The following is a 20,663-nucleotide window of genomic DNA, read 5'->3' on the forward strand; positions in this document are numbered from 1 at the left end:
ACTCGGGCCACCGGCCGAGTGCCGCCAGCACGTACGGAAGGGGCAACCGAAGTGAACAGGAGCGACCTGGTTTCGGATTCGGGTCCGGCGTCGGATGCCGAATTCGCATTCCCGCTCTCGGCCCCGGAGTTCGGTATCTGGCTCACGTGTCGGGACCAGCCGGAGTCCTTCAACATCCACCGCGTCTGGGAACTGCGCGGGCAGCTCGACGAGCAGGCCCTGAAGGGCGCCGTCGAGGAGACCGTCGCCCGGCACCCCGTGTTCGCCCGCCGGCTCGTCGACGAGGACGGCGTGCCCTCCTGGGTTCCCGGCGCGCCGCAGCCGCGTTGGACCGTGGTGGACACCGCCGCGACGGCCGACGCCGCGCCCTGGGCGCCCGTCGGGCGCCACCGGTTCGACCTGAGACGGGACTGCCCCGTCCGCGTCGACCTGTTCCGGCACCGACCGGACCACCACGTGCTCTCCCTTCTGGTGCACCACATCGCGTGCGACGGGGCGTCGTTGGAGAACGTGCTGGCGGACATCGGTGCCGCCTACAACGCCCGCACCGCCGGCGGGCCACCCTTCTCGCCATCACCGGCCCCGACACCCGACCCGGCCGCGCCGGCGGAGCCCTCCCGCTTCTGGCCCCTCGAACTGGCGGACGCCCAGTGGCCGGAGGCCCTGCCGCGCACCCCGGGCCCCCGGACGGCCGAAGCCGACGTCCTGGCGCTCCCGCTGCCCCCGGACGAGGCCGACGCGGTGCGCGCGGCGGCCCGCCGCCTGCGCGTCACCCCGTACCTCCTGGGGCTCACCGCCCTCTACGCGGCGTTCGCCACGCAGGGCAACGCCCCCGACGTCATGGTCGCCACACCGTTCGCCTCCCGGACACCGGCCACCGTGTCGCTGGTCGGCTGCTTCGCGCGGATGGTCCCGCTGCGCCAGCGGTGGCCCTCGGGAGCCTCCGGCGCCGAGCTCTGCGACGGTGTGCGGCGCACCGTCGCCGAGGCGCTGTCCCACGCGCACGAGCCGATCCACGAGAGCGCGGACCTCTTCGACGCCGCGGCGCCCGGACTCACCGTCAGTTTCCAACTGCGGGACCCCCTCCCGGGGCCTGCACTCGGCGGGCTCACCGTCCGTGCGATGGAGGCGGTGCGTGAGCCGGCGGCACCCGTCGCAGGCGCACCGGAGGCGCCCGGAGCGACTGAAGCGACTGAAGCCCCCGGAACCCCTGAAGCCTTCGAAGCCCCCGCAGCCGCCGAAGCCGATCCCACGGCCGAGCACACCGGCGGGACGAACGGCCTCACGCGTTTCGACCTCGAATTCGACCTCTCCTTACGGGCGGACGACGCCTCGGTGACGGTGACGCGCCGGATCCGCGGCGGCACGACCCTCACGGCCGCCGCCGAACTGCTCGCCGTCTACCGCCGGGTCCTGCTCGCCCTCGTCCGCGACCCGGGGGCGCCGCTGCCCCGCTCGACGAGCGCGGCGACGCCGTCCCTGATCGTCGCGCCGGCCGATCCGTCGGAGCACGCACAGCCCCTCATGGACCGGTTCGACGCCTGGGTGCGCACACAGCCCCGGCGGCCGGCGGTGCGGTGCGGCGACGACCTCCTCACCTTCGCCGGCCTGGACCGCGAGGTCGCCCGGCTCGCCGCCGCCCTGCGCCGCCACGGCGCGGGCCCGGGCACCGCCGTGGGCGTCCTGCGCGAGCGGGGCGTCGCCCTGGTCGCGTCCGTGCTGGCGGCGTGGCGGGTGCGAGCCCACGTCGTCGCCCTCGACCCCTCCCAGCCCGACTCCCGTCTCGCCTACGTCGTGGCGGACACGGGCACCCGCCTCGTGCTGTGCGACCCCGCGTCGCGCCACCGGCTCGACGCGTCGCTCACGATCGTCGACGAGGACGCGCACGCGGACACCGAGAACGCGCACACCGAAGACGCCCGCCCCCACGATCTGGCGTACGTCCTGCACACCTCCGGCACCACCGGCCGCCCCAAGGGCGTCATGGTCGAGCACCGGGGTCTCGCCGTCCTCGTCGACGCGCAGCCGGCGGGAGCCGGGGCCGCCCGGGTCGGCGTCACCGCCGCCGTCTCCTTCGACGTCTTCTTCCAGCAGCTCCTCTACCTCTTCCGGGGCAGCTGCCTGGTGGTGGCCGACCAGGCCACGTACCGCGATCCGCAGGCGCTGGTGGAGTGGGTCGAGCGCAACGACGTGCGCCTGCTCAGCACCTCGCCGTCGATGTTCGCCGCCATGCGCCCCTTCGGCGTCGAGGAGGTGTTCCAACGCACGGGCCTGGAGCTGGACTTCGGCGGCGAGGCGGTCGACGCCACGACCTGGAGCAGGCTGCGCGAGCTGGGTGTCAGGGGGTCCAACGGCTACGGTCCGACCGAGGTCACGATCCAGACCACGTGGTGCGGTTTCGACGAGTACGGGACGCCCAGCATCGGCCGGCCCCTCGACGGCACCTCGGCCTACGTCCTGGGCGCCGACCTGCGCCCCGTGCCGGTCGGTTCCCGCGGCGAGCTGTACCTCGCGGGGCCGCTGGTCACCCGCGGCTACCTCAACGCCCCCGCGCTCACGGCCGAGCGCTACCTCCCGGACCCCTTCGCCCCGGCGCCCGGCGCCCGGATGTACCGCACGGGCGACCGCGTCACCCTCGGTGCCGACGGGCACCTGATCTACCACGGTCGGACCGACCACCAGCTGAAGGTGCGCGGCCAGCGGGTCGACCCGTACGAGGTGGAGGAGGTGCTGCGCGGCACGCCGGGCGTCCAGGACGCCTACGTGGCACGCCGGGGTCCGATCGGGACGGCGGGGCTCCTCGCCTGGGTCACCCCCCGCCGCCCCGGGCCGGTTCCGGTGCCGGGGGAGCTGCGCGGCCTCGCGGCCCGGCGGCTGGCGCCCGCCGCGGTGCCCGCGCACATCGAGGTCGTCGACGCGTTCCCGCTCACGCTCAGCGGAAAGGTCGACGAGCGTGCCCTGCACGTGCCCGCGCCCGTGCGGCCGCCGGACGGCGGCACGGACCCCGTCGTCCGGCTCTGGGCGCTGACGCTCGGCCGGCCGCCCGCCTCGAACGGGGACAACTTCTTTTCCCGCGGCGGGAGTTCACTGGACGCGGCCCGGCTCGTCGCCGAGGTCAACCAGGAGTGCGGGGTGCGCGTCGACCTCGCCTCGTTCTTCGGCGACCCCACACCGGAGGGGTTGCGGCACCTGGTCGCGCGGGCCGCGCCCGCCGGCGGCGGGGGCCCGTCCACGGCCGCGCCCGCCGGTCTGTCGGCCGCCCAGCGGCGGCTGTGGCTGCTGCACCGGGCGGAGCCGGACAGCCACGAGTTCACCGTGTACTGGGCGCTGCGGCTGAGCGGTCCGCTGGATCCCGGGCGTCTGGAGGCGGCCTGGCACGACGTGCTCACCGCCCACCCCGAGACGCGGCTGCGGGTCATCGACGACGACGTGGCCCCCGGGCGCGGGCAGTGGCCCCTCACGGCGTTCGCCGTGAGCGTGCGGGACGTGCCCGGGCACGCCCTGGCGGAGCACCTGCGGCGCGTGGCCCACCGGCCCTTCGACCTGTTCGAGGAGCCCTTGGTCGAGCTGCGGGTGCTCAGCACCGGCCCCGGGGAGCACGTGCTGGTCTTCGTCGGCCACCACCTCGTGCTCGACCGCCGCTCCACGGAGCTGATCACCGAGCAGTTGCTGAGCCGGCTGGCCGGCGGCCCGGCGCTCCCGCCCGCCCCGGCGGGCGCCGTCCCCGGACCGTCGCCCGCCGAGGCCGAACGGCTGCGCCGGTTCTGGGCCGAGGAGCTCGCCGGCGTCTGCGCCCACTCACCGGTCGCCCTCGGCGGGCCCCGGCCGGGCCCGCACCGGCGCACCGCGGCGACGGTCGGCGTCCCGCTGGACGCGGCGCAGTGGCGGCGCGTGGCCGAGGCGGCGCGTACGCACCGCACCACGGCCCTCGTCCTCGTCCTGTCGGCGTTCGCGGTGACGGCCGACCGGTACGGCGCGGCGGGCGACGTCCTGGTCGGCACCACCATGGACGTCCGACCGCCCGGTTTCGACGAGGCCGTCGGCCTCTTCGTCAACCCCGTCCCGGTACGGCTGCGCCCCCGCCCCGGCGGCACCGCCGGCGAGGCGATCGCCCAGGCGCACGCGGCCCTCCTGCGGGCGCACGCGCACCGCGCGCACCCCTTCGACGAACTCGTCCGTGAGCTCGGTCTGCGGGCCGGTCCGGGGCAGGCCCCCCTGTTCCAGGTGCTGGTCGACCATGAGCAGCCGGCCACGGCGACGGCCACGCCGCCCGGCGTCCGTGCCCGCCCGGTGGAGATCCCGGCGGCCATCGCGAAGTACGACGTCGAGATCCTGCTCCGGGAGACCGCTGACGGCGCCCGGCTGGACGTGCTCCACCGCACCGACCGGTGGACGACGGACCAGGCCCGGCAGCTGGCCGAGCGGATCCGCGGGGCGCTGCTCGCGCTGGTGGGCGAGCCCTCCGCACCGGCCGCGCTCCCCGTGGCGCTGGACCCGGGGCGCCTCCCCCTGGAGTGGGGGCGGGGCCCGGAGCCGTTCGCGCCGGTGGTCCCGGTGAGCGAGCTCATCGCCCGGATCGCCCGGGAGGCGCCGGGGCGGACCGCCGTGGTCGCCGGGGGCGAGCAGCTCACGTACGGGCGGCTGCGGGCCGAGGCCCTGGACCTCGCCGCCCGGCTGACGGCCCGGGGCGCGGGCCGGGGTGCCCGGGTGGCGGTGCTGACCGAGCGGTCCACGGGCCTGCTGACCGCGCTGCTCGGCGTGCACTTCGCCGGTGCCGCGTACGTCCCGCTCGATCCCCGGCACCCCGACTCCCGCATGACGGCGTGCCTGGCCGACTGCGGGGCCTCCGCCGTCGTCACCGACGCGGCCATGACCGGGCGGGCGGCCTCGTTCGGGCTGCCGCTGGTCCCGCTGCGCCCACTGCCCTCGACGACCGGGCCGACGACCGGGCCGACGACCGACCGGAGTGCCGAGCCCACCGTCCCCCTCCCGCCCGGACCGCACGACCCCGCGTACGTCATCTACACCTCCGGGACGACCGGGCGGCCCAAGGGCGTGGTGATCGAGCACGGCACACTGGCCGCCTCCACGGCCGCCCGCCGCACCGTCTATCCGGGGCGGCCGGTCTTCCTCTTGCTCTCGCCCGCGGCGTTCGACTCGGCCGCGGCCGGCATCTGGGGAACGCTGTCGGCCGGTGGCCGCCTGGTCGTCGCGAGCGACGACGAGGTCCGCGACCCCGAGGCCCTGGTCGCCCTGATCGCCCGGCACCAGGTCACCCGGCTGCTGTGCGTGCCCTCGCTCCACGCCCTGCTGCTCACCGCCGCCGACCGGGCCGGCCCCGACGCGGTGCGGAGCCTGCGCGAGGTCGTCACGGCCGGGGAGCCGCTCCCGGACGAGCTGCTGCGGCGCCACTTCGCCGTCCTGCCCCGGGTGGCGCTGGTCAACGAGTACGGGCCCACCGAGGCCACCGTCTGGGCGAGCTACCGCCGCTACCACGGGCCGGAGGCCGTCGACATCGGCGGCCCGGTGCCGGGCTACCGCCTCTACGTCCTGGACCACGCCCTGCGCCCTGTCCCCCCGGGGGTCGACGGCGAACTGTACGTCGGCGGCGCGGGGGTGGGCCGGGGGTACGTCGGCCGGCCCGCCGAGACGGCCGGCGCCTTCCTGCCCGACCCGTTCGGCGGCGAGCCGGGGGCCCGGATGTACCGCACGGGCGACCGGGTGCGGTGGCAGGGGCCGGAGGCGCTCGCCTTCGTCGGCCGGCTGGACCACCAGATCAAGGTCCGCGGCCACCGGGTGCAGCCCGCCGAGGTGGAGGCGGCGCTGCGCGGCGCCGAGGGCGTCCGGGAGGCGGCCGTGGTCGCCGACGGCGGCGCGCGCCTCGTCGGCTTCGTCACCGGCGGCGGGCGGCCGGAGGCCATCCGGCGCGAAGTCGCCGAACTCCTGCCGGAGTTCATGGTCCCCGCCGTGGTCCACGCGCTGGATCGGCTGCCCGTCACCCCCAACGGCAAGGTCGACCGGACGGCCCTGGAGCAGGAGGCGGCCCGGCGCCGGGCCTCGGCGCTCGCCCGGCCCGCCGGGGACGTGTCGCCCGGGCACGCGGCGGTCACCGCGGCGTGGCGGGAGGTCCTGGGCGTCGCCGACGTTCCCGGCGACGTCAACTTCTTCGACCTCGGGGGGCATTCGCTGCTGGTGCCGGCGCTCCAGGAGGCCTTGCACCGGCACACCGGCGTCCGACTGCCGATCCTCGACCTCTTCCGCCACAGCACCGTCGCCGACCTCGCGGCCCGGCTGGCCCGGCTGGCCCGGCTGGCCCGCGCGAAGACGGACCCGCCGCCCGCCCCCGGGGCGGAACCGCCGACCTCACCCTCAGCCGGTTCGCCCCGTCGCCGACGCGGCGACGCGGCCCGTACGCTCCGCGACCGCCGTGCCCAGGAGGCCGACCGATGAACCGCGACCGTTCCCTCGACATCGCCGTCACCGGCATGACGGGGCGCTTCCCCGGAGCGGCCGATGTGGCACAGCTGTGGCAGGCCCTGCGCGACGGGCGGGTGCTGACCCGGCGCCTGAGCCGGGAGGAGCTGTCGGCCCGTGGCGTCCCCGCGTCCCTCGCCGACGATCCGGACTACGTCCCCGTCCACGGGTCGCTCGACGACTCCGACCGCTTCGACCACGCGTTCTTCGGCGTCAGCCCCCGCGAGGCCGGGCTGACGGACCCGCAGCACCGCCTGCTGCTGGAGTGCGCCTGGGCCGCCCTGGAGGACGCCGGCCACAGCGTCACAGCCGGCGACGAGCTGCGGACGGCGGTGTACGCGGCCGCCAGCGGCAGCGGCCATCTGAGGGCGCTCCTGGCCTCCGGCTCGCTGGCGCCCCCGGAGTTCGAGGAGGCGCTCCTCGTCAACGAACGCGACTTCCTCGCGACGCGCATCGCCTACAGACTGGGGCTGACCGGGCCCGCGCTCACCGTCCTCACGGCCTGCTCCTCCTCGCTCGTCGCGGCCCACCTGGCCGTCCAGGCGCTGAACAACGGGGAGTGCGACCAGGCCCTGGTGCTCGCCGCGTCGGCCAACGCCCCCCAGGCGGGGCACCTGCCCATGGCCGGCGGAGTGATGTCGCTCAGCGGGCACTGCCGCCCCTTCGACGCCTCGGCGGACGGCACCCTCGGCGGCTCGGGCGCGCTGGGCGTCGTCCTGCGCCGCTACGAGGACGTGGCGGACGGCCCGCTCCCCCTGCACGGAGTGCTGCTGGGCTCCGCCGTCAACAACGACGGCACCGCCAAGGCGGGCTTCCTCGCGCCGTCGGCGGCGGGCCAGGAGCAGGCGATCCGCGCCGCGCTCGCCGCCGCCGACGTCGACGCCGCGTCCGTCGGCTACCTGGAGAGCCACGGCACCGGCACCCGCGTCGGCGACCCCATCGAGTGGTCCGCGGCCTCCTCGGTGTACCGATCGCTGGGTGCCGCTCCCGGCAGTATCCCGGTCGGCGCGCTCAAGGCGACCATCGGCCACCTCGACGCCGCCGCCGGACTCGCCGGGCTGGTGAAGGCGCTGCTGGTGCTCCGGCACGGGTACGTGCCCGCGATTCCCGGGCTGAGCCGGGCCAATCCGCTGCTGGAGCGGGAGGACTCGCCGCTGTCCCTGCCCACCGAGGCCGGGCCGTGGCGGGGCCCGCAGCCGCGCCGGGCCGCGGTGAGCTCGTTCGGCGTGGGCGGGACCAACGTGCACATGCTGCTGGAGCAGCCTCCGGAGCCGCCCGCCGCTCCGCCCGCCCCGCCGCCCGGGCGGGAACGGCTGGTGGTGCTCTCCGCGAAGGACCCGCGGGCCCTCGCCCGCATGCGGGAGCGGCTCGCCGCGCACCTGGAGGACGCCGAGGCCGCGCCCTCGCCGGCGGACGTCGGCCGGACCCTCACCCGGCGGCCGGAACTCCCCTACCGCTCCTCGGCGGTGGGCGCGAACGTGGCCGAGGTCGTGGCGGCGCTGCGGGCCCCGGCCGGGCCGGCACCGGAGCCCGCGGCGCACCCCGCCCCGGCGCTGCTGCTCTTCCCCGGGCAGGGGACACAGTTCCCCGGCATGGCGGCGCCCTTCGCCGCCGCCCTGCCCGCGTTCGCCGACGCGCTGGACGACTGCCTGGCCGCCTTCTCCCCCGGGCTCGCCCGCGAGGTGGACGAGGCGCTGCACGACGCCTCCTTCCCCGCCGAACGGCTCGCCCGGACGGCGCTCGCCCAGCCCGCGCTCTTCGCCGTCGAGTACGCCGCCGGGACGGCGCTGCTCGCCCTGGGCCTGGTGCCCTGCGCCCTGCTCGGGCACAGCCTGGGGGAGATCACGGCGGCGACCCTGGCCGGCGCGCTCGCCCTCGACACCGCGGCCCGTCTCGTGGCACGCCGGGCCCTGCTGATGCAGGACTGCGCCCCGGGCGCGATGGTCTCCCTGGCCTGCGGCGAGACCGAGGCCCGGGCCCTGCTGGCCGAGACCGGCGCCCAGCTGAGCGTCGCGGCGGTCAACGCCGCCACGAGCACCGTGCTCGCCGGGCTCCCCGAGGCGGTGGCGGCCTTCCGGGAGCGGATCGGCGGCCGGTACGCGGCCAGGGTGCTGCGGTCCTCCCGGGCCTTCCACTCCCCGCTGATCGAACCGGCGGCCGACGCGCTGCGGGGCACCCCCGCGGCCGCCGAGGTGCGCCCCGCCGTCCTGCCGTGGATCGAGAACACGGAAGGGCAGCTGCTGCCCGAGGGCTCGCTCACCGACCCCGGCCACTTCGCCCGGGCCGCCCGCCGGCCGGTGCGCTTCGCGGACGCGCTGGCGACGGCCCGGGCGAAGTTCCCCGACGCCGTCGCGGTCGAGGTGGGGCCCGGCCGGGTGCTGAGCGGTTTCGCGGAAGCCGCCGGGCTGCCCGCGATCCCGCTGCTGGGCCCCTCGCCGTCGCACGCCCCGGCCGCTTCCACCGCCCGCCCGGTGCTGGCGGCGATCGGCCGGCTGTGGTGCTCCGGCCTCCCCCTGGACCTCTCCCCGCTCCAGGGCCCGGGGCGCTCCGTCCCCCTGCCGACCTATCCGTTCCACGGCCCGCGCCACCCGGTGCCGGCCGCCCCGACGCCCGGAGCACCGCCAGGACCACCGCCCGGACCACCCGTCGCCGACGCGGCCGAGCCCGTCGCGGACACCCCCGTCGCGATCCTCCGCGCCCTGTGGACCGAACAGCTGGGGGTGACCGACGTGCCCGACACGGCCGACTTCTTCCAGTTGGGCGGTGACTCGCTCACCGTGGCCCGGCTGGCGCGCGGGATGAGCCGCCGGTTCGGCGTCGACGTCCCCGTCGGCGAGCTGTTGCAGGCCCGGTCCATCGGACTCCAGTACGCGCTGGTCGAGCGGCTGATCGCCCAGCAGATCCTCGACGAGGCCGGGGAGGGGCTCGGATGACCGCCTCACCCCTCGACCGGCTCACTCCCGGGCAGCGCGCCGAACTGGCCGCCCGGCTCCGGGGGCGCAGCCCCGCGGCCGCGCCACCGGCGGCTGCCGCACCGTCACCGGCGGACTCCGCACCGGCGCGCCCGCCCCACCCGGAGGCCGTGGCCGGCAGCCACCCCCTCTCCGTCACCCAGTACCGGATGTGGCTCGCCGAGCAGGCGTCCCCCACCGCGTCGGCGGCCTACACCGTGCCCCTGGCCCTCCAGCTCGGAGGCCCGCTCGACGTCGACCGGCTCCGCGCGTGCCTGGACGCCCTCGCCGCCCGCCATCTGGCCCTGCGCACCCGTTTCGGCCAGGAGAACGGGGTGCCCCGGCAGCGGTTCGACCTGCCCGCCCGCATCCCGCTGGAGGTCCGGGAACTGCCTGCGGGAGCGCCGGAGCGGGACCGGGCCCTCGACGCCGAGGCGGCGCGCCCGCTCCGCCTGGACCGGCCCCCGTACGTCCGTGCCGTCCTGCTGGCCCAGGGGCCGCGGCAGCACACCCTCCTCCTGACCTTCCACCACGCCATCTGCGACGGATGGTCGCTGGGGGTGCTGATCGACGACCTGCTGGACGCGTACGCCGCCGGGGGCGGCCCCGGTTCCACCCGTCCCGCGCCGGCCGCCCAGCACCTCGACTACGTCCACTGGGAGCAGTCGCCGGACGGGCGGGCCGCGCTGGCCGCCCACGCCGCCCACTGGGCCCGCTCCGGCGGCGGCGCCGACGACGGGGCCGACGACGGGGCCGAACTCCCCTTCGCCGTCGACCCGACCGCCACGCAGCAGGCCACCTCGCAGCAGGCCGCCGCGCAGCAGGCCACCCCGGAGCAGACCGCCTCGCAGCAGACCGCCCGGATGCCGCACGCCGAGCTGGCACTGCCCCCGAGCCTCACCCGGCGCGTCCACGCGTTCGCCCGGCGGCACGCCTGCACGGCGCACGCGGTGTGGCTCGCCGCGTTCGCGGCCACCTGGAGCGCGGTCACCGGCGCCCGGACGGCCTCCGTGAGCGTTCCCACCGCCAACCGGGCGGCGGAGCGCTACGACCTCACCGTGGGCGCCTTCGTCTCCGCGATGCCCCTCGCCCTGACCCTGCCCCCCGCGCTGGACTTCGCCGCGCTGGCCCGGCGGACCGGCGAGCAGCTCCTGACCGGTTCCCAGCACCCGACCCTCCCCCTGACCTCCGACGACACCGCCGTGCCCGTACCCGCCGCCGCCTTCGTCCTGACCCACGAGGACAACCGGCCGCGCCCGGCCGGCCCCCTCACGGTCACCCCCCTGCCGGTGCGCGTCCAGGGCGACCAGGGCGCGCTGACCGTGCAGCTCACGGAACACGCCGACACCGCCGCCCTCCGGCTGACCGGCTCCCCGCAGCACTACACCGACGCGGCCCTCGCCCGGCTCGGGCGGGCCTACCGGCGCTGCCTCGCCTCCGTCCTCGCCGCCCCCGACGCGCCGCTGGCCGCACTGGACGCACGCGACCCGGCGGAGCGCGCGACCATCGCGGCCGCCTCGACGGCGCCGCCCGCGGCCGGGGCCCGCCTGCCCTACGACGCCTTCGCGGACTGGGCGCGGCGCACCCCCGAGGCATTCGCCGTCTGGGACGCCGCCGACGGTCACCTCACCTACCGGGCGCTGCGCGAGCGCACCGAGCGCGCGGCGGCCCACCTCGCCCTGGCCGGGGTCGGCCCCGGCTCGGCGGTGGCCCTGGACGTACCGGCGGGCGCCGACTACCCGGCGCTGGCCCTGGCGGTCTGGCGGCTCGGCGGCTGGATCATCGCGCTGCGCCCCGACGACCCCGTGGAACGCCGCCGCGCCCTGCTGCGCAGCGCCCGGGCCGACTTCCTCGTCCGCACGGCCGACGCCCCCGGGCACGACGCCGACACGCACGACGCCCACACGCACGACGCCGACGGCGGCCCGCCGGGGAGGGCGCTGCGGACGATCCGGCTCCCCCGAGGGGGCGCGCGAGAGCTCCCGGCCACCGGCACGGCGGTGCCGCCCGTGGCCCGCACGGGCCCGCAGGACCTGGCCTACGCGGTGTTCACCTCCGGCACGACCGGTACGCCCAAGTGCGTCCCGGTGCCGCTGGGGGCGCTGGCCAACGAGCTCGCCTGGCGCCGCGAGGCGATCGGCCTCGCCGCCCCCGACCGGGTGCTCCAGACCATTCCCCTGGTCTTCGACCCGTCGCTGTGGCAGTGCTTCGGACCGCTCGTCGCCGGGGCCGGCGTGGTCTTCCCCGGCGTCGACCTCGGGGCGCGTCCGGCCGCCCTCGTGGAGGCCGCCCTGGAACACTCCGCGACCGTGGTCGACGTCGTCCCGTCCCTGCTCGCGGCCCTGGACGACGAGGATCTGCGCCGGCTGCCGGCCCGGGTCGTCTTCTGCGGCGGGGAGGCGCTGCCCTCGGCGCAGGCCGACCGCTACCTGCGCGTCGGCCGCGGTGAACTGCGCAACCAGTACGGGCCGTCCGAGGCCTGCATCGACGCCACCTCGTACCGGTGCGCGGCGGGGGCCGGGGGCGGCACCGCCCCCGTGGGCCACCCCGTCTCCGGCGTGCGGCTGCACATCCTCGACGGCGCGCTGCGCCCGGTGCCCATCGGGGTCACCGGCGAGCTGTACATCGGCGGCACCGGGGTGGCGCGCGGCTACCGGGGCCGTCCGGCCGAGACGGCGGCCCGGTTCCTGCCCGACCCGGCCGGGCCCCCGGGCTCGCGGATGTACCGCACCGGGGACCGGGTGCGGTGGAACGCCGACGGGAGCGTGCAGTTCGTCGGCCGCAGCGACAACCAGGTCAAGGTGCGCGGCCAGCGGGTGGAGCTGGAGGAGGTCGACCGGCACGTCGTGGACGCGCCGGGGGTGCGGGAGGCGGCCACCGTCGTCGTCGGGGAACGCGTCAGCCGCCTGGTGGGCTTCGTCACCGGCGAGCCCGCCCCGGACCCGGCGGCGGTGCGCGCCCATCTGGCCCGTACCCTCCCGCCGTACATGGTGCCCGGCGAGATCCGGGTGCTCCCCCGGCTGCCGGTGACCGCCAACGGCAAGGCGGACCGCCGCGCGCTGCTGGCGATGGTGCGCTCCGCGCGCACGGCGGCGGGCCCCGCCACCGCCCACGACCGGGTGGCCGCCGCCGTGGTGGAGGCGTTCGCCGCGGCGCTCGACCGGCCGTCGGCCACCCTGGACGATCATCTCTACGACCTCGGCGGGGCGTCGCTGGGGGCGGCCCGGATCGCCTCCGCGCTGAGCCGCCGCCTCGGGGTGGAGGTCCCCGTACGCACCGTCCTGACGCATCCGCTGGCCGCCGAACTCGCCACCGAGGTCAGGACGTTGCTCGCAGCAGCAGCAGCACCGCCGACGCCGGCCGGAGCCGACGCCGGAGCCGACGCTTCCCAGACGCCCGAACAACTGCTGGTGGCCCAGCAGGAGCGGGCCCTCGGACTCCCCGCTCCCCCGATTCCGCTGCTGCTCAGGCTCGGCGCCCCGGCGGATCCACGGGACGTGGAGCGGGCGGTCCGCGCACTGGTCGCCCGGCACGAGGCCCTGCGGCCGACGGCCCCGCAGGCCGCGCCCGGGACGACGGAGGCGACACCGGAGTCGACACCGGAGGCGACACCGGGGGCCGCCGGAACGGGACAGCACGACGCGTGGCAGCCCTGCCCCGTGGCCCCGCTGCCGGACGAGCCTGCCCAGGTTCACTGGGACACCGCGCTGATCGAGCGTCCGCTGCCCGCAGGATCACCGGGGCTGGAGGTCGTCCTGCTGACCGGGGAGGACGGCACCGTCCAGCACCTGCTGCTGAGGCTGGCCCGCCACCGGGGCGACGGCGCCTCCGTGGGCATCCTCGCCGACGAGCTCCTCGCCCTGCTCGCCGGACGCGACCTGCCGCGGCCGGCCCCGCGCTACAGCGACTACGCCCGCGCCAGGGCCGCCCGCCGCACGGCCCGGCGCGCCGAGCTGGAGCGGTACTGGCGCACCAGCCTGGGCCCGGTCCCCCCGGACCCGTTCGCCGAGCGCCGCACCGGACCGAGGACCTTCCGCAACCACGGGGTGCGGAAGGTCCTCCCCGCCGACGCGTACGCGCGCCTCCAGCGGGCGGGACGGACGGCGGGCACGACCACCACGGCCGCCTTCCTCGACCTGCTCGGCCGGATCGTCTCCCGGATGTCGGGCGGCACGTCCACGGTGATCGGCATGCCGGTATCCCACCGCTCGGCGGCCACCGAGGACTCGCTCGTCGGCCGCGCCGTCGACCTGCTGCCGGTGGTGCTCGGCGCCACCGGGGCCGGCCACGCCCATCGGGCGCTGCTGTCGGCCCTGGACCACGCCGACCTGCCGCTGCTGCACATCGCCGAGCTCGCCGATCCGGTCGACCCCGCGCTCCGGCCGCCGGTCTGCGCGGCCGGGCTGGTCGTCCACGGGCAGGAGGAGAACCCGGCCGTGGTGCCGGACGACCTGCCCCACGACACCGTGCCCGAGCACTGGTCGGACCTCGACCTCGTCCTCCACGTGCAACCGGCCCGCTCGGGAGAGTGTTCGGTGCTCCTGACCGGAGCCGTCGGCCTCTTCCCGCAGGCCGAACTACGCGGGCACCTCGCCCGGGCCCTGGCGGAGCTCGAACCCGACCGGAGCTGAGCTCCACCCCGGCCGCACCTCCCGCGCGGTACGCCCGTCGTACCCGCACCCCGACCGCCCGCTCTCCGACACAAGGGGAAAAGTCATGGACGAAGAGCAGAAGTACCTGTTCGACCTGCGCGGCTACCTGGTCCTGGAGGACATCCTCTCCGCACGGGAACTCGCCTCCGTCAACGCCGCCCTCGACGGCCACGGCCTGTGGGACGGCGAGAACAAGCTCGACTACCCGCTGCTCAAGCGGTACAACCCGTTCATCGCCAACGCCGGTCCGCTCCACACCACCCCCCGCCCGGTACGCGACCTGATCAGCCACCAGAAGGTGCTGCCGCACCTGGAGGAGGTGCTCGGCCCCGACCTGCGCTACGACGAGGGCCAGGTGCTGTACGCGCGCAAGGGCGCCGGAGCGCTGATCCTGCACAACGGCAACACCCCGTGGGAGTACCCGCCGCTGACCTACCAGGTCCGCGACGGCCGGATCTACGGCGGACACCTGATCGTCGCGTTCTGCCTCACCGACGCCCTCGCCGACCAGGGCGGATTCGCGGTGGTCCCCGGCAGCCACAAGTCGGCCTTCGAGATCCCGGAGGACTTCCAGACCTGGCAGAAGGTCGGCGACTGGGTCTCCCGCGTCCCGGTCAGGGCCGGCTCGGTGGTCCTCTTCGCGGACACCGCCACCCACGGCAGCTGGCCCTGGGCCGCCGACTTCGAACGCCGGGTCGTCTTCTGCCGCTACACCGCGGGCATGGTGCAGCACACCGCTCCCGCGCCCGTGCCCGAGGACCTCCCGGGCGAGGAGTGGACCCCGGTCGAACGCCGGCTGCTCCGCCCCCCGTTCGCCTGGCACTTCCACGACCGGGGCAGGGGCTACACGGAGCAGCAGCGCACCTCCGTGCGCACCGCCGAGGGCTGGACGATGAACGACCACTCCCAGCAGATCATCACGCTCGCGGAGGACGCGGAGAAGTCCGCCGAGGGGCGGGGCTAGCCATGGCGAGGATCACCGTGAGTCCGGTCGGCTACGAGGAGTTCGACCAGGAGCTCGGCAGCGACCCCCTGGGGCTGATGACACGGCTGCGCGACGAGGGCACGGTCAGCGCCGTCCCGCTGGACGACGGCACGCGGCTGATCGTCGCGGCGGAGCCCGCCGTCGCCGCCGCGGCCCTCGCCCACGGCACCCGCAACCACCGCGGGCTGCTGCGCGACCTGGTGGGCAGCGGACTGTTCGTGGTCGCCTCCGGGGAGCAGTGGCGCCACCGCCGCGCCCTGCTGCGCCCGATGTTCTCGGCCCGGGCCGTGGCGGAGTTGCACACCCTGGTGCTGGAGAGCGCGGAGGACTTCGTGCGCCGCCGGCTGCTGCCCGCGGCGGGCCGCGAGTTCGACCTCGGACACACCCTCCAGCAGCTGAGCATCGAGATCATCCTCCGGCTCGTGGACCCGGAGCTGACCGGCGCCGAACTGGCCTCCCTGGCCTCGACGGTGGACACGGCCGTCCACTACCTGGACCGGCGGCTGTTCGCCCCGGAGACCGTCACCGACGCGGACGGCGAGGCGTTCGCCCGGGACAGGGCGGTGCTGGAGGAGTTCATCGCGCACCGGGCGGCCCAGGTGCCCGCGGCGGCCACGGCCGACGGGGTCCTGCCGTCGCTCGTCGCCGCCCTGCAGCAGCGGGGGGACACGCTCGGCGACCGTCCCGAGGACGTGCTGCGCGAGGAACTGATGTCGATCTTCGTGGCCGGCGTGGAGACCATGGGCACCCTGCTCACCTGGACCTTCCACAACCTGGCCGGCTCGCCCCCGGCCCTGGCCCGCGCCCTCGACGAGGTCCGCTCCACCGACCTCGGCGCCCTGCGCGCCGCGCCGTCGATCCCCCAGGGGGCCTTGCCGTACACCCTGGCGGTGGTCGAGGAGTCCCTGCGGCTGCACCCGCCCGCGTGGGCGCTCTTCCGCCGCATCGACACCCCCGTCGAAGCGGCCGGCGTACGGCTGGAGCCCGGCGACCTCGTCCTGGCCAGCACCTACGCCATCCACCGCGCCCCGGCCCTGTGGGAGGCGCCCGAGGAGTTCCGCCCGGAGCGCTTCCTGGGCCGGCGCCCGCCCGTCCAGCAGTACTTCCCCTTCGGGGCGGGCCCCCACCAGTGCCTGGGGCGGCAGTTCTCGCTGCTGGAGGCGCAGCTCGCCACGGCGACGATCCTCGCGCACGGCCGGTTCACCCTGCTGGGCGACCGGGCCGCGACCGGGCTCCGACCGGCCATCGCCCTGACGCCGGACCCCAGCCCGCGCGCCGTGTTCACCCCGCACCCCGACACCGACACCGACCCCGAACCCGACCGCGGCACCGACACCGGCACCGACCGCGGCACCGGCACCGCCCCTGCGACCACCGGCCTCGGCAGCGCCCGCAAGCACCCCTCGGGGGCACGATGACGACCGCGCCGCACGCCCGGATCGAGCAGTGCTTCACCGCCGTCGCCGAGGCGTTCCCCGAGCGCGTGGCGCTGGCCGACCGGTACGGCGAGATCCGCTACGGGGAGCTCCTGACGCGGGCGCGCACCGCGGCGGCGTCGCTCCGGGCGAAGGGCGTCGACTCCGGTACCGCCGTGCTGATCGTCGGGCACGGCGACCACCGGACCGTCCTCGCCATGCTGGCCGTCCTGATGGCGGGCGGCTGCTACGTGCCGGTGGACCCCCGGTACCCGGCGGACCGCGTCCGGCTCATGGCCGGCACGGCCCGGGCGGCCCTGGCCCTGCACGCCGACGACGGCGCCGACAGCGCGACCGTGGCGGACCTGGGAGTCCCCGTGCACGACATCGCCTCCCTCCTCGCGGAGCGGACCGGCACGGCGGTGCCGTCCGCACCGGCCGGCCCCGACGACCTGGCCTACGTCATGTTCACCTCCGGCACCACGGGAGCCCCCAAGGCCGTGGGCGTCACCCACCGGGGGGTCACCGGGCTGGCGCTCGGGGCGGAGTCCCTGCGGCTGGGCCCCGGCGACGGCGTGCTCCTGCACTCCACCCTCGCCTTCGACGCGTCCACGTTCGAGATCTGGTCCCCGCTGCTGGCCGGGGCCCGGATCACGGCGGCCGACCACCACCCCCTCGCGCTCCACGAACTGGCCGCCCTGCTGGCCCGGCCGCAGATCACCACGGCCTGGCTGACGGCCCCGCTCTTCCGCCTCATGGCCAGCCACCACGGCCCGGCGCTGGGCACCCTGCGCACCCTCGTCACCGGCGGTGACACCGTCCCGGCCGGCACCGCGCGCTCCTTCACCGCCGCCCACCCCGCCACCCGGCTGGTCAACGGCTACGGCCCGACCGAGAACACCACCTTCAGCACCCTGGGGGACGCCGCCGCGTGGGACCGCGAGCACTCCGCCGCGTTCCCGATCGGCTCCGCCATCGCGGGTACGACGTGCCACGTCCTCGACGAACGGCTGCGGCCCGTCGCTCCGGGCGCGGTGGGCGAGCTCTACCTCGGCGGCCCCCGGCTCGCCCGCGGCTACCTGCACGACCCCGCCGCGACCGCCGCGCGGTTCGTGCCCGACCCCTTCTCCGCGCGGCCCGGTGCCCGCATGTACCGCACCGGTGACCGCGTACGGCACCTCCCCGACGGCGCCCTGGACTTCCTCGGGCGCGCCGACGACGAGGTGAAGGTCAGGGGCTTCCGCACCGATCCGGCGGAGGCGGCGGCGGTCCTCGCCGCCGACCCCGCCGTCGACGACGCCGTGGTCCTCGCCGGCACCGGGCCCGACGGCGCCGTCCTGACCGCCTTCCTCACGCCCGCGTCCGTCGACACCGACGCGGTGCGCCGGGGCGCGTGGCAGCGGGCACCGCGCCATCTGGTGGCCGAGCGGATCATCGCGGTCGACGCCCTTCCGCTGGGGCCCACCGGGAAGGTGGACCGCGCCGCCCTCGCCCGCCTCGCGGACGACACGGACGACACGGACGACACGCACGACGCGGACGCCCGGACGCACGACTCGGACGGCACCGCCGCCCGGACACACGGCACCGCCGCCCCGGGCCATCCCGCACTCGCCGCGGCCTGGGAGGCCCAGACGGGGCACCACCCGCTGCCCGACTCCGACTTCTTCGCCGACGGCGGCACCTCCCTGGGGCTGATGCGCCTGGTCGAACAGGTGCGCACCCAGCTCGGACCGACCCTCGACTTCGCCCAGCTCTACGCCGCTCCCACGTACGCCGATCTGTGCCGGCTGACCGCCCCGAGCGCCACCCCGGCACCCCCCGGCGACCGAGCCCAGGAGACCGTCGCATGACGCAGGTGATGCAGGATCAGGACAATGATCTGGCCAGAATGGACGGCCTGTGGATCCGGGTGATCGAACCCCAGTCACCCGCCCGGCACGCCCGGGACTTCGCCCGGGTCCACACCTGGCTGCGCCAGTACATCAGCCGGCCCCACGACGAGATCGGCCGCACCGGGCCGGTCTGCCCCTTCATCCCACCCGCCCTCACCGGCAAGGACGCCCAGTTCAGCTTCCGCTACGACATCACCGGGAAGGACGAACGGCACCTGCGCGAGGCCCTGGAGGCGGAGATGTCCACGTTCGCCCTCGGCACCGAGCGCAGCCGCACCCACACCGGAGCCTCCCTCGACTGCCGCATCGTGGTGCTGCCGGCCACCGGGCCGGAGGGCTGGCGGGTCCTCGACGAGGCGTACGAAGGCCTGAAGAACAACGCGGTCGCCCACGGGCTGATGGTCGGTCAGTTCCACCCGCACTGCGACGAACGGGCCGTGCGCAACCCGCTCTTCCCCGTCTCCGTGGCCCCCGTCGGCCTGTTCGCGATCCGCCGGATGGCGCCCCACGATGTGCTCTTCTTGTACAAGCACCGCGCCTGGTTCAGGATTTACGATCAGAACTTCCGCGCCCACTACGAACGGGGCCGCGTACGCGACCCGCTCCTGCGGGAGTTGTACACGACCGCTGTGGAACGTCACGGCCTGCCCGAGCTCGCCCCGAAGGCAAAGGAGAACGACGCGCCGTGACCGAGGACCAGTACCACGTCGTCGTCAACCACGAGGAGCAGTACTCGATCTGGCCCACCTACCACGACGTCCCCCAGGGGTGGCGGACGGTGGGAGAGCCGGCGTCCCGCGAGGGCTGCCTGCGCAGGATCGAGGAGGAGTGGGACGACATGACCCCGAAGTCCGCCCGGCGCGCGGCGGCCCCCGCCGCACCGGCCCCCGCGGGCCCGGCCGGCTCCCCGGAGTCCCCGTGACCGACATGCTTCCCACGGTCGCCGTCGTCTACGGCAGGGGGTCGGCGGGGCCGGCCGAGATCCTCGGCGCCGCCCGCGGCCTGTGCGACGTGGTCTTCGTCTGCGACCCGGCCGTACCGGGCGTGGCGCCGCTGCTCGCGGGGATGCGCCGGCGGGCACGCGTCTGCGAGATCAGCGGACACGACACCCCCGCCGCCGAACTGCTGCGCGGGCACGGCCCGGTGGGCATCGTCACCTTCAGCGAGTACTGCCTCGCCGGCACCGCGCGGCTCGCCGAGGCCCTCGGCCTGCCCTACCACCGGCCGGACACCGTCCGGCTGCTCACCGACAAGGCCGACCAGCGCGCGGCGTTCGCGGCGGCGGGGGTCGACCACACCCCGAGCGTCGTGGTGCGCTCCGCCGCCGAGGTCGACGCCGCCGTGGCCCGCCTGGGCTACCCCGTGGTGCTCAAACCCCGTACCGGGGCGGGCAGCCAGGACACCGTACGGCTGGCGGACGCGGAGCAGCAGCGGCGCGCCCTGGCCGACGTCGGCCTCGCCCCCGAGCCTGGGCCCGGTGACGGTGACGAGCCGGCCGGCCCGGGCGGCGGCCCGCGCGACTTCGTCGTGGAGAGATACCTGCCCGGGGACCCAGCGGTGGCCGGACCGGACTGGGGGGACTACGTCTCCGTCGAGGCCGTCGTGCAGCACACCGAGGTCACGACCCTCTGCGTCACCGGCAAGTTCGCCCTGGCCGACCCGCTGCGGGAGACCGGACTGTTCCTGCCCGCCACGCTCACGGCCGCCGTGGAGAAGGACGTCGCCGAACTCGCGGCGGCCGCGGTCCGGGCCCTCGGCGTGACGACCGGGGTGACCCACACGGAGGTGAAGCTCACCCCGGACGGCCCCCGCGTCATCGAGGTCAACGGCCGCGTCGGCGGGCGTGCCGTGGGCCTGCTAGACCGGGCGCTGGGCATCGATCTGCTCGCCCTCGCCTTCGCGTTGGCCCTGGAGCGCACCGTCGAGCCCGTCACGGCCCCCCGGCCGGCGGCGGTGACCTTCGAGTACTTCATCGTGCCACCGCGCACGGTCGGCACCGTCCGGGCGATCGACGGCGCCGACGCCGTGCGGGCCCTGCCCGGCGTCGGCGAGGTCGACGTGGCGACGGCCCCGGGGCAGCCCGTCGACTGGCGCCACCCCGCGCAGCGCCTGGCGTTCGTCCGGGGCGCCGTCGCCACCCATGACGAGCTGCTCCGGCTCATCACGTCCGTCCATGACAGATTCCACCTGGAGTTCGCACCCCAGTGAAGAGAACGCTCCCCACCACAGACCGGCCGCGCGCGCCCCACCGAGAGCGTCGAAGAGCAGGTGCCCCGCAGTGTCCCGCAGTC

9 protein-coding genes are annotated in these 20,663 nt (G+C 76.4%); all 9 read left to right on the forward strand.

The window, feature by feature from the left end:
- Positions 1-51: 51 nt before the first annotated feature.
- The 9 genes from ACIQVZ_RS07325 to ACIQVZ_RS07365 all read left to right on the forward strand — a co-directional run bounded on the left by ACIQVZ_RS07325 (position 52) and on the right by ACIQVZ_RS07365 (position 20,580).
- Entirely contained in the window at positions 52-6,450 is a 6,399-nt protein-coding gene (locus tag ACIQVZ_RS07325) for an amino acid adenylation domain-containing protein (RefSeq protein WP_402447869.1), read from the forward strand.
- Positions 6,447-9,407 (forward strand): type I polyketide synthase, encoded by a 2,961-nt coding sequence (locus ACIQVZ_RS07330; RefSeq protein ID WP_402447871.1) that lies wholly within the window; start codon positions 6,447-6,449, stop codon positions 9,405-9,407. Before ACIQVZ_RS07325 ends, ACIQVZ_RS07330 begins: the two co-directional genes overlap by 4 nt.
- Positions 9,404-14,056, forward strand: coding sequence for an amino acid adenylation domain-containing protein (locus ACIQVZ_RS07335; protein WP_402447872.1), 4,653 nt, complete (start codon positions 9,404-9,406; stop codon positions 14,054-14,056). Before ACIQVZ_RS07330 ends, ACIQVZ_RS07335 begins: the two co-directional genes overlap by 4 nt.
- Before the next feature lie 85 nt (positions 14,057-14,141).
- Positions 14,142-15,041 (forward strand): phytanoyl-CoA dioxygenase family protein, encoded by a 900-nt coding sequence (locus ACIQVZ_RS07340; RefSeq protein ID WP_350875904.1) that lies wholly within the window; start codon positions 14,142-14,144, stop codon positions 15,039-15,041.
- 2 nt (positions 15,042-15,043) lie between these two features.
- Positions 15,044-16,480, forward strand: a complete 1,437-nt coding sequence (locus ACIQVZ_RS07345) for a cytochrome P450 (protein ID WP_402447874.1) — start codon at positions 15,044-15,046, stop codon at positions 16,478-16,480.
- Positions 16,477-18,330, forward strand: a complete 1,854-nt coding sequence (locus ACIQVZ_RS07350) for a non-ribosomal peptide synthetase (protein WP_402447876.1) — start codon at positions 16,477-16,479, stop codon at positions 18,328-18,330. Before ACIQVZ_RS07345 ends, ACIQVZ_RS07350 begins: the two co-directional genes overlap by 4 nt.
- Entirely contained in the window at positions 18,327-19,061 is a 735-nt protein-coding gene (locus ACIQVZ_RS07355) for a DUF6875 domain-containing protein (RefSeq protein ID WP_402447878.1), read from the forward strand. Before ACIQVZ_RS07350 ends, ACIQVZ_RS07355 begins: the two co-directional genes overlap by 4 nt.
- On the forward strand, positions 19,058-19,294 hold the full coding sequence (locus ACIQVZ_RS07360; RefSeq protein ID WP_350875895.1) for an MbtH family protein: 237 nt from the start codon (positions 19,058-19,060) through the stop codon (positions 19,292-19,294). Before ACIQVZ_RS07355 ends, ACIQVZ_RS07360 begins: the two co-directional genes overlap by 4 nt.
- A 5-nt stretch (positions 19,295-19,299) precedes the next feature.
- Entirely contained in the window at positions 19,300-20,580 is a 1,281-nt protein-coding gene (locus ACIQVZ_RS07365) for an ATP-grasp domain-containing protein (protein WP_402448072.1), read from the forward strand.
- The last annotated feature ends 83 nt before the right edge of the window (positions 20,581-20,663 follow it).

It is taken from the genome of Kitasatospora sp. NPDC098663, assembly GCF_044760075.1.
Classification (GTDB): domain Bacteria; phylum Actinomycetota; class Actinomycetes; order Streptomycetales; family Streptomycetaceae; genus Kitasatospora.

Bases quoted from the DNA above. Each gene is read 5' to 3' on its own strand.
- ACIQVZ_RS07340 (WP_350875904.1), top strand. From the start codon at position 14,142: ATGGACGAAGAGCAGAAGTACCTGTTCGACCTGCGCGGCTACCTGGTC.
- ACIQVZ_RS07365 (WP_402448072.1), top strand. From the start codon at position 19,300: ATGCTTCCCACGGTCGCCGTCGTCTACGGCAGGGGGTCGGCGGGGCCG.
- ACIQVZ_RS07345 (WP_402447874.1), top strand. From the start codon at position 15,044: ATGGCGAGGATCACCGTGAGTCCGGTCGGCTACGAGGAGTTCGACCAG.
- ACIQVZ_RS07330 (WP_402447871.1), top strand. From the start codon at position 6,447: ATGAACCGCGACCGTTCCCTCGACATCGCCGTCACCGGCATGACGGGG.
- ACIQVZ_RS07335 (WP_402447872.1), top strand. From the start codon at position 9,404: ATGACCGCCTCACCCCTCGACCGGCTCACTCCCGGGCAGCGCGCCGAA.
- ACIQVZ_RS07355 (WP_402447878.1), top strand. From the start codon at position 18,327: ATGACGCAGGTGATGCAGGATCAGGACAATGATCTGGCCAGAATGGAC.
- ACIQVZ_RS07350 (WP_402447876.1), top strand. From the start codon at position 16,477: ATGACGACCGCGCCGCACGCCCGGATCGAGCAGTGCTTCACCGCCGTC.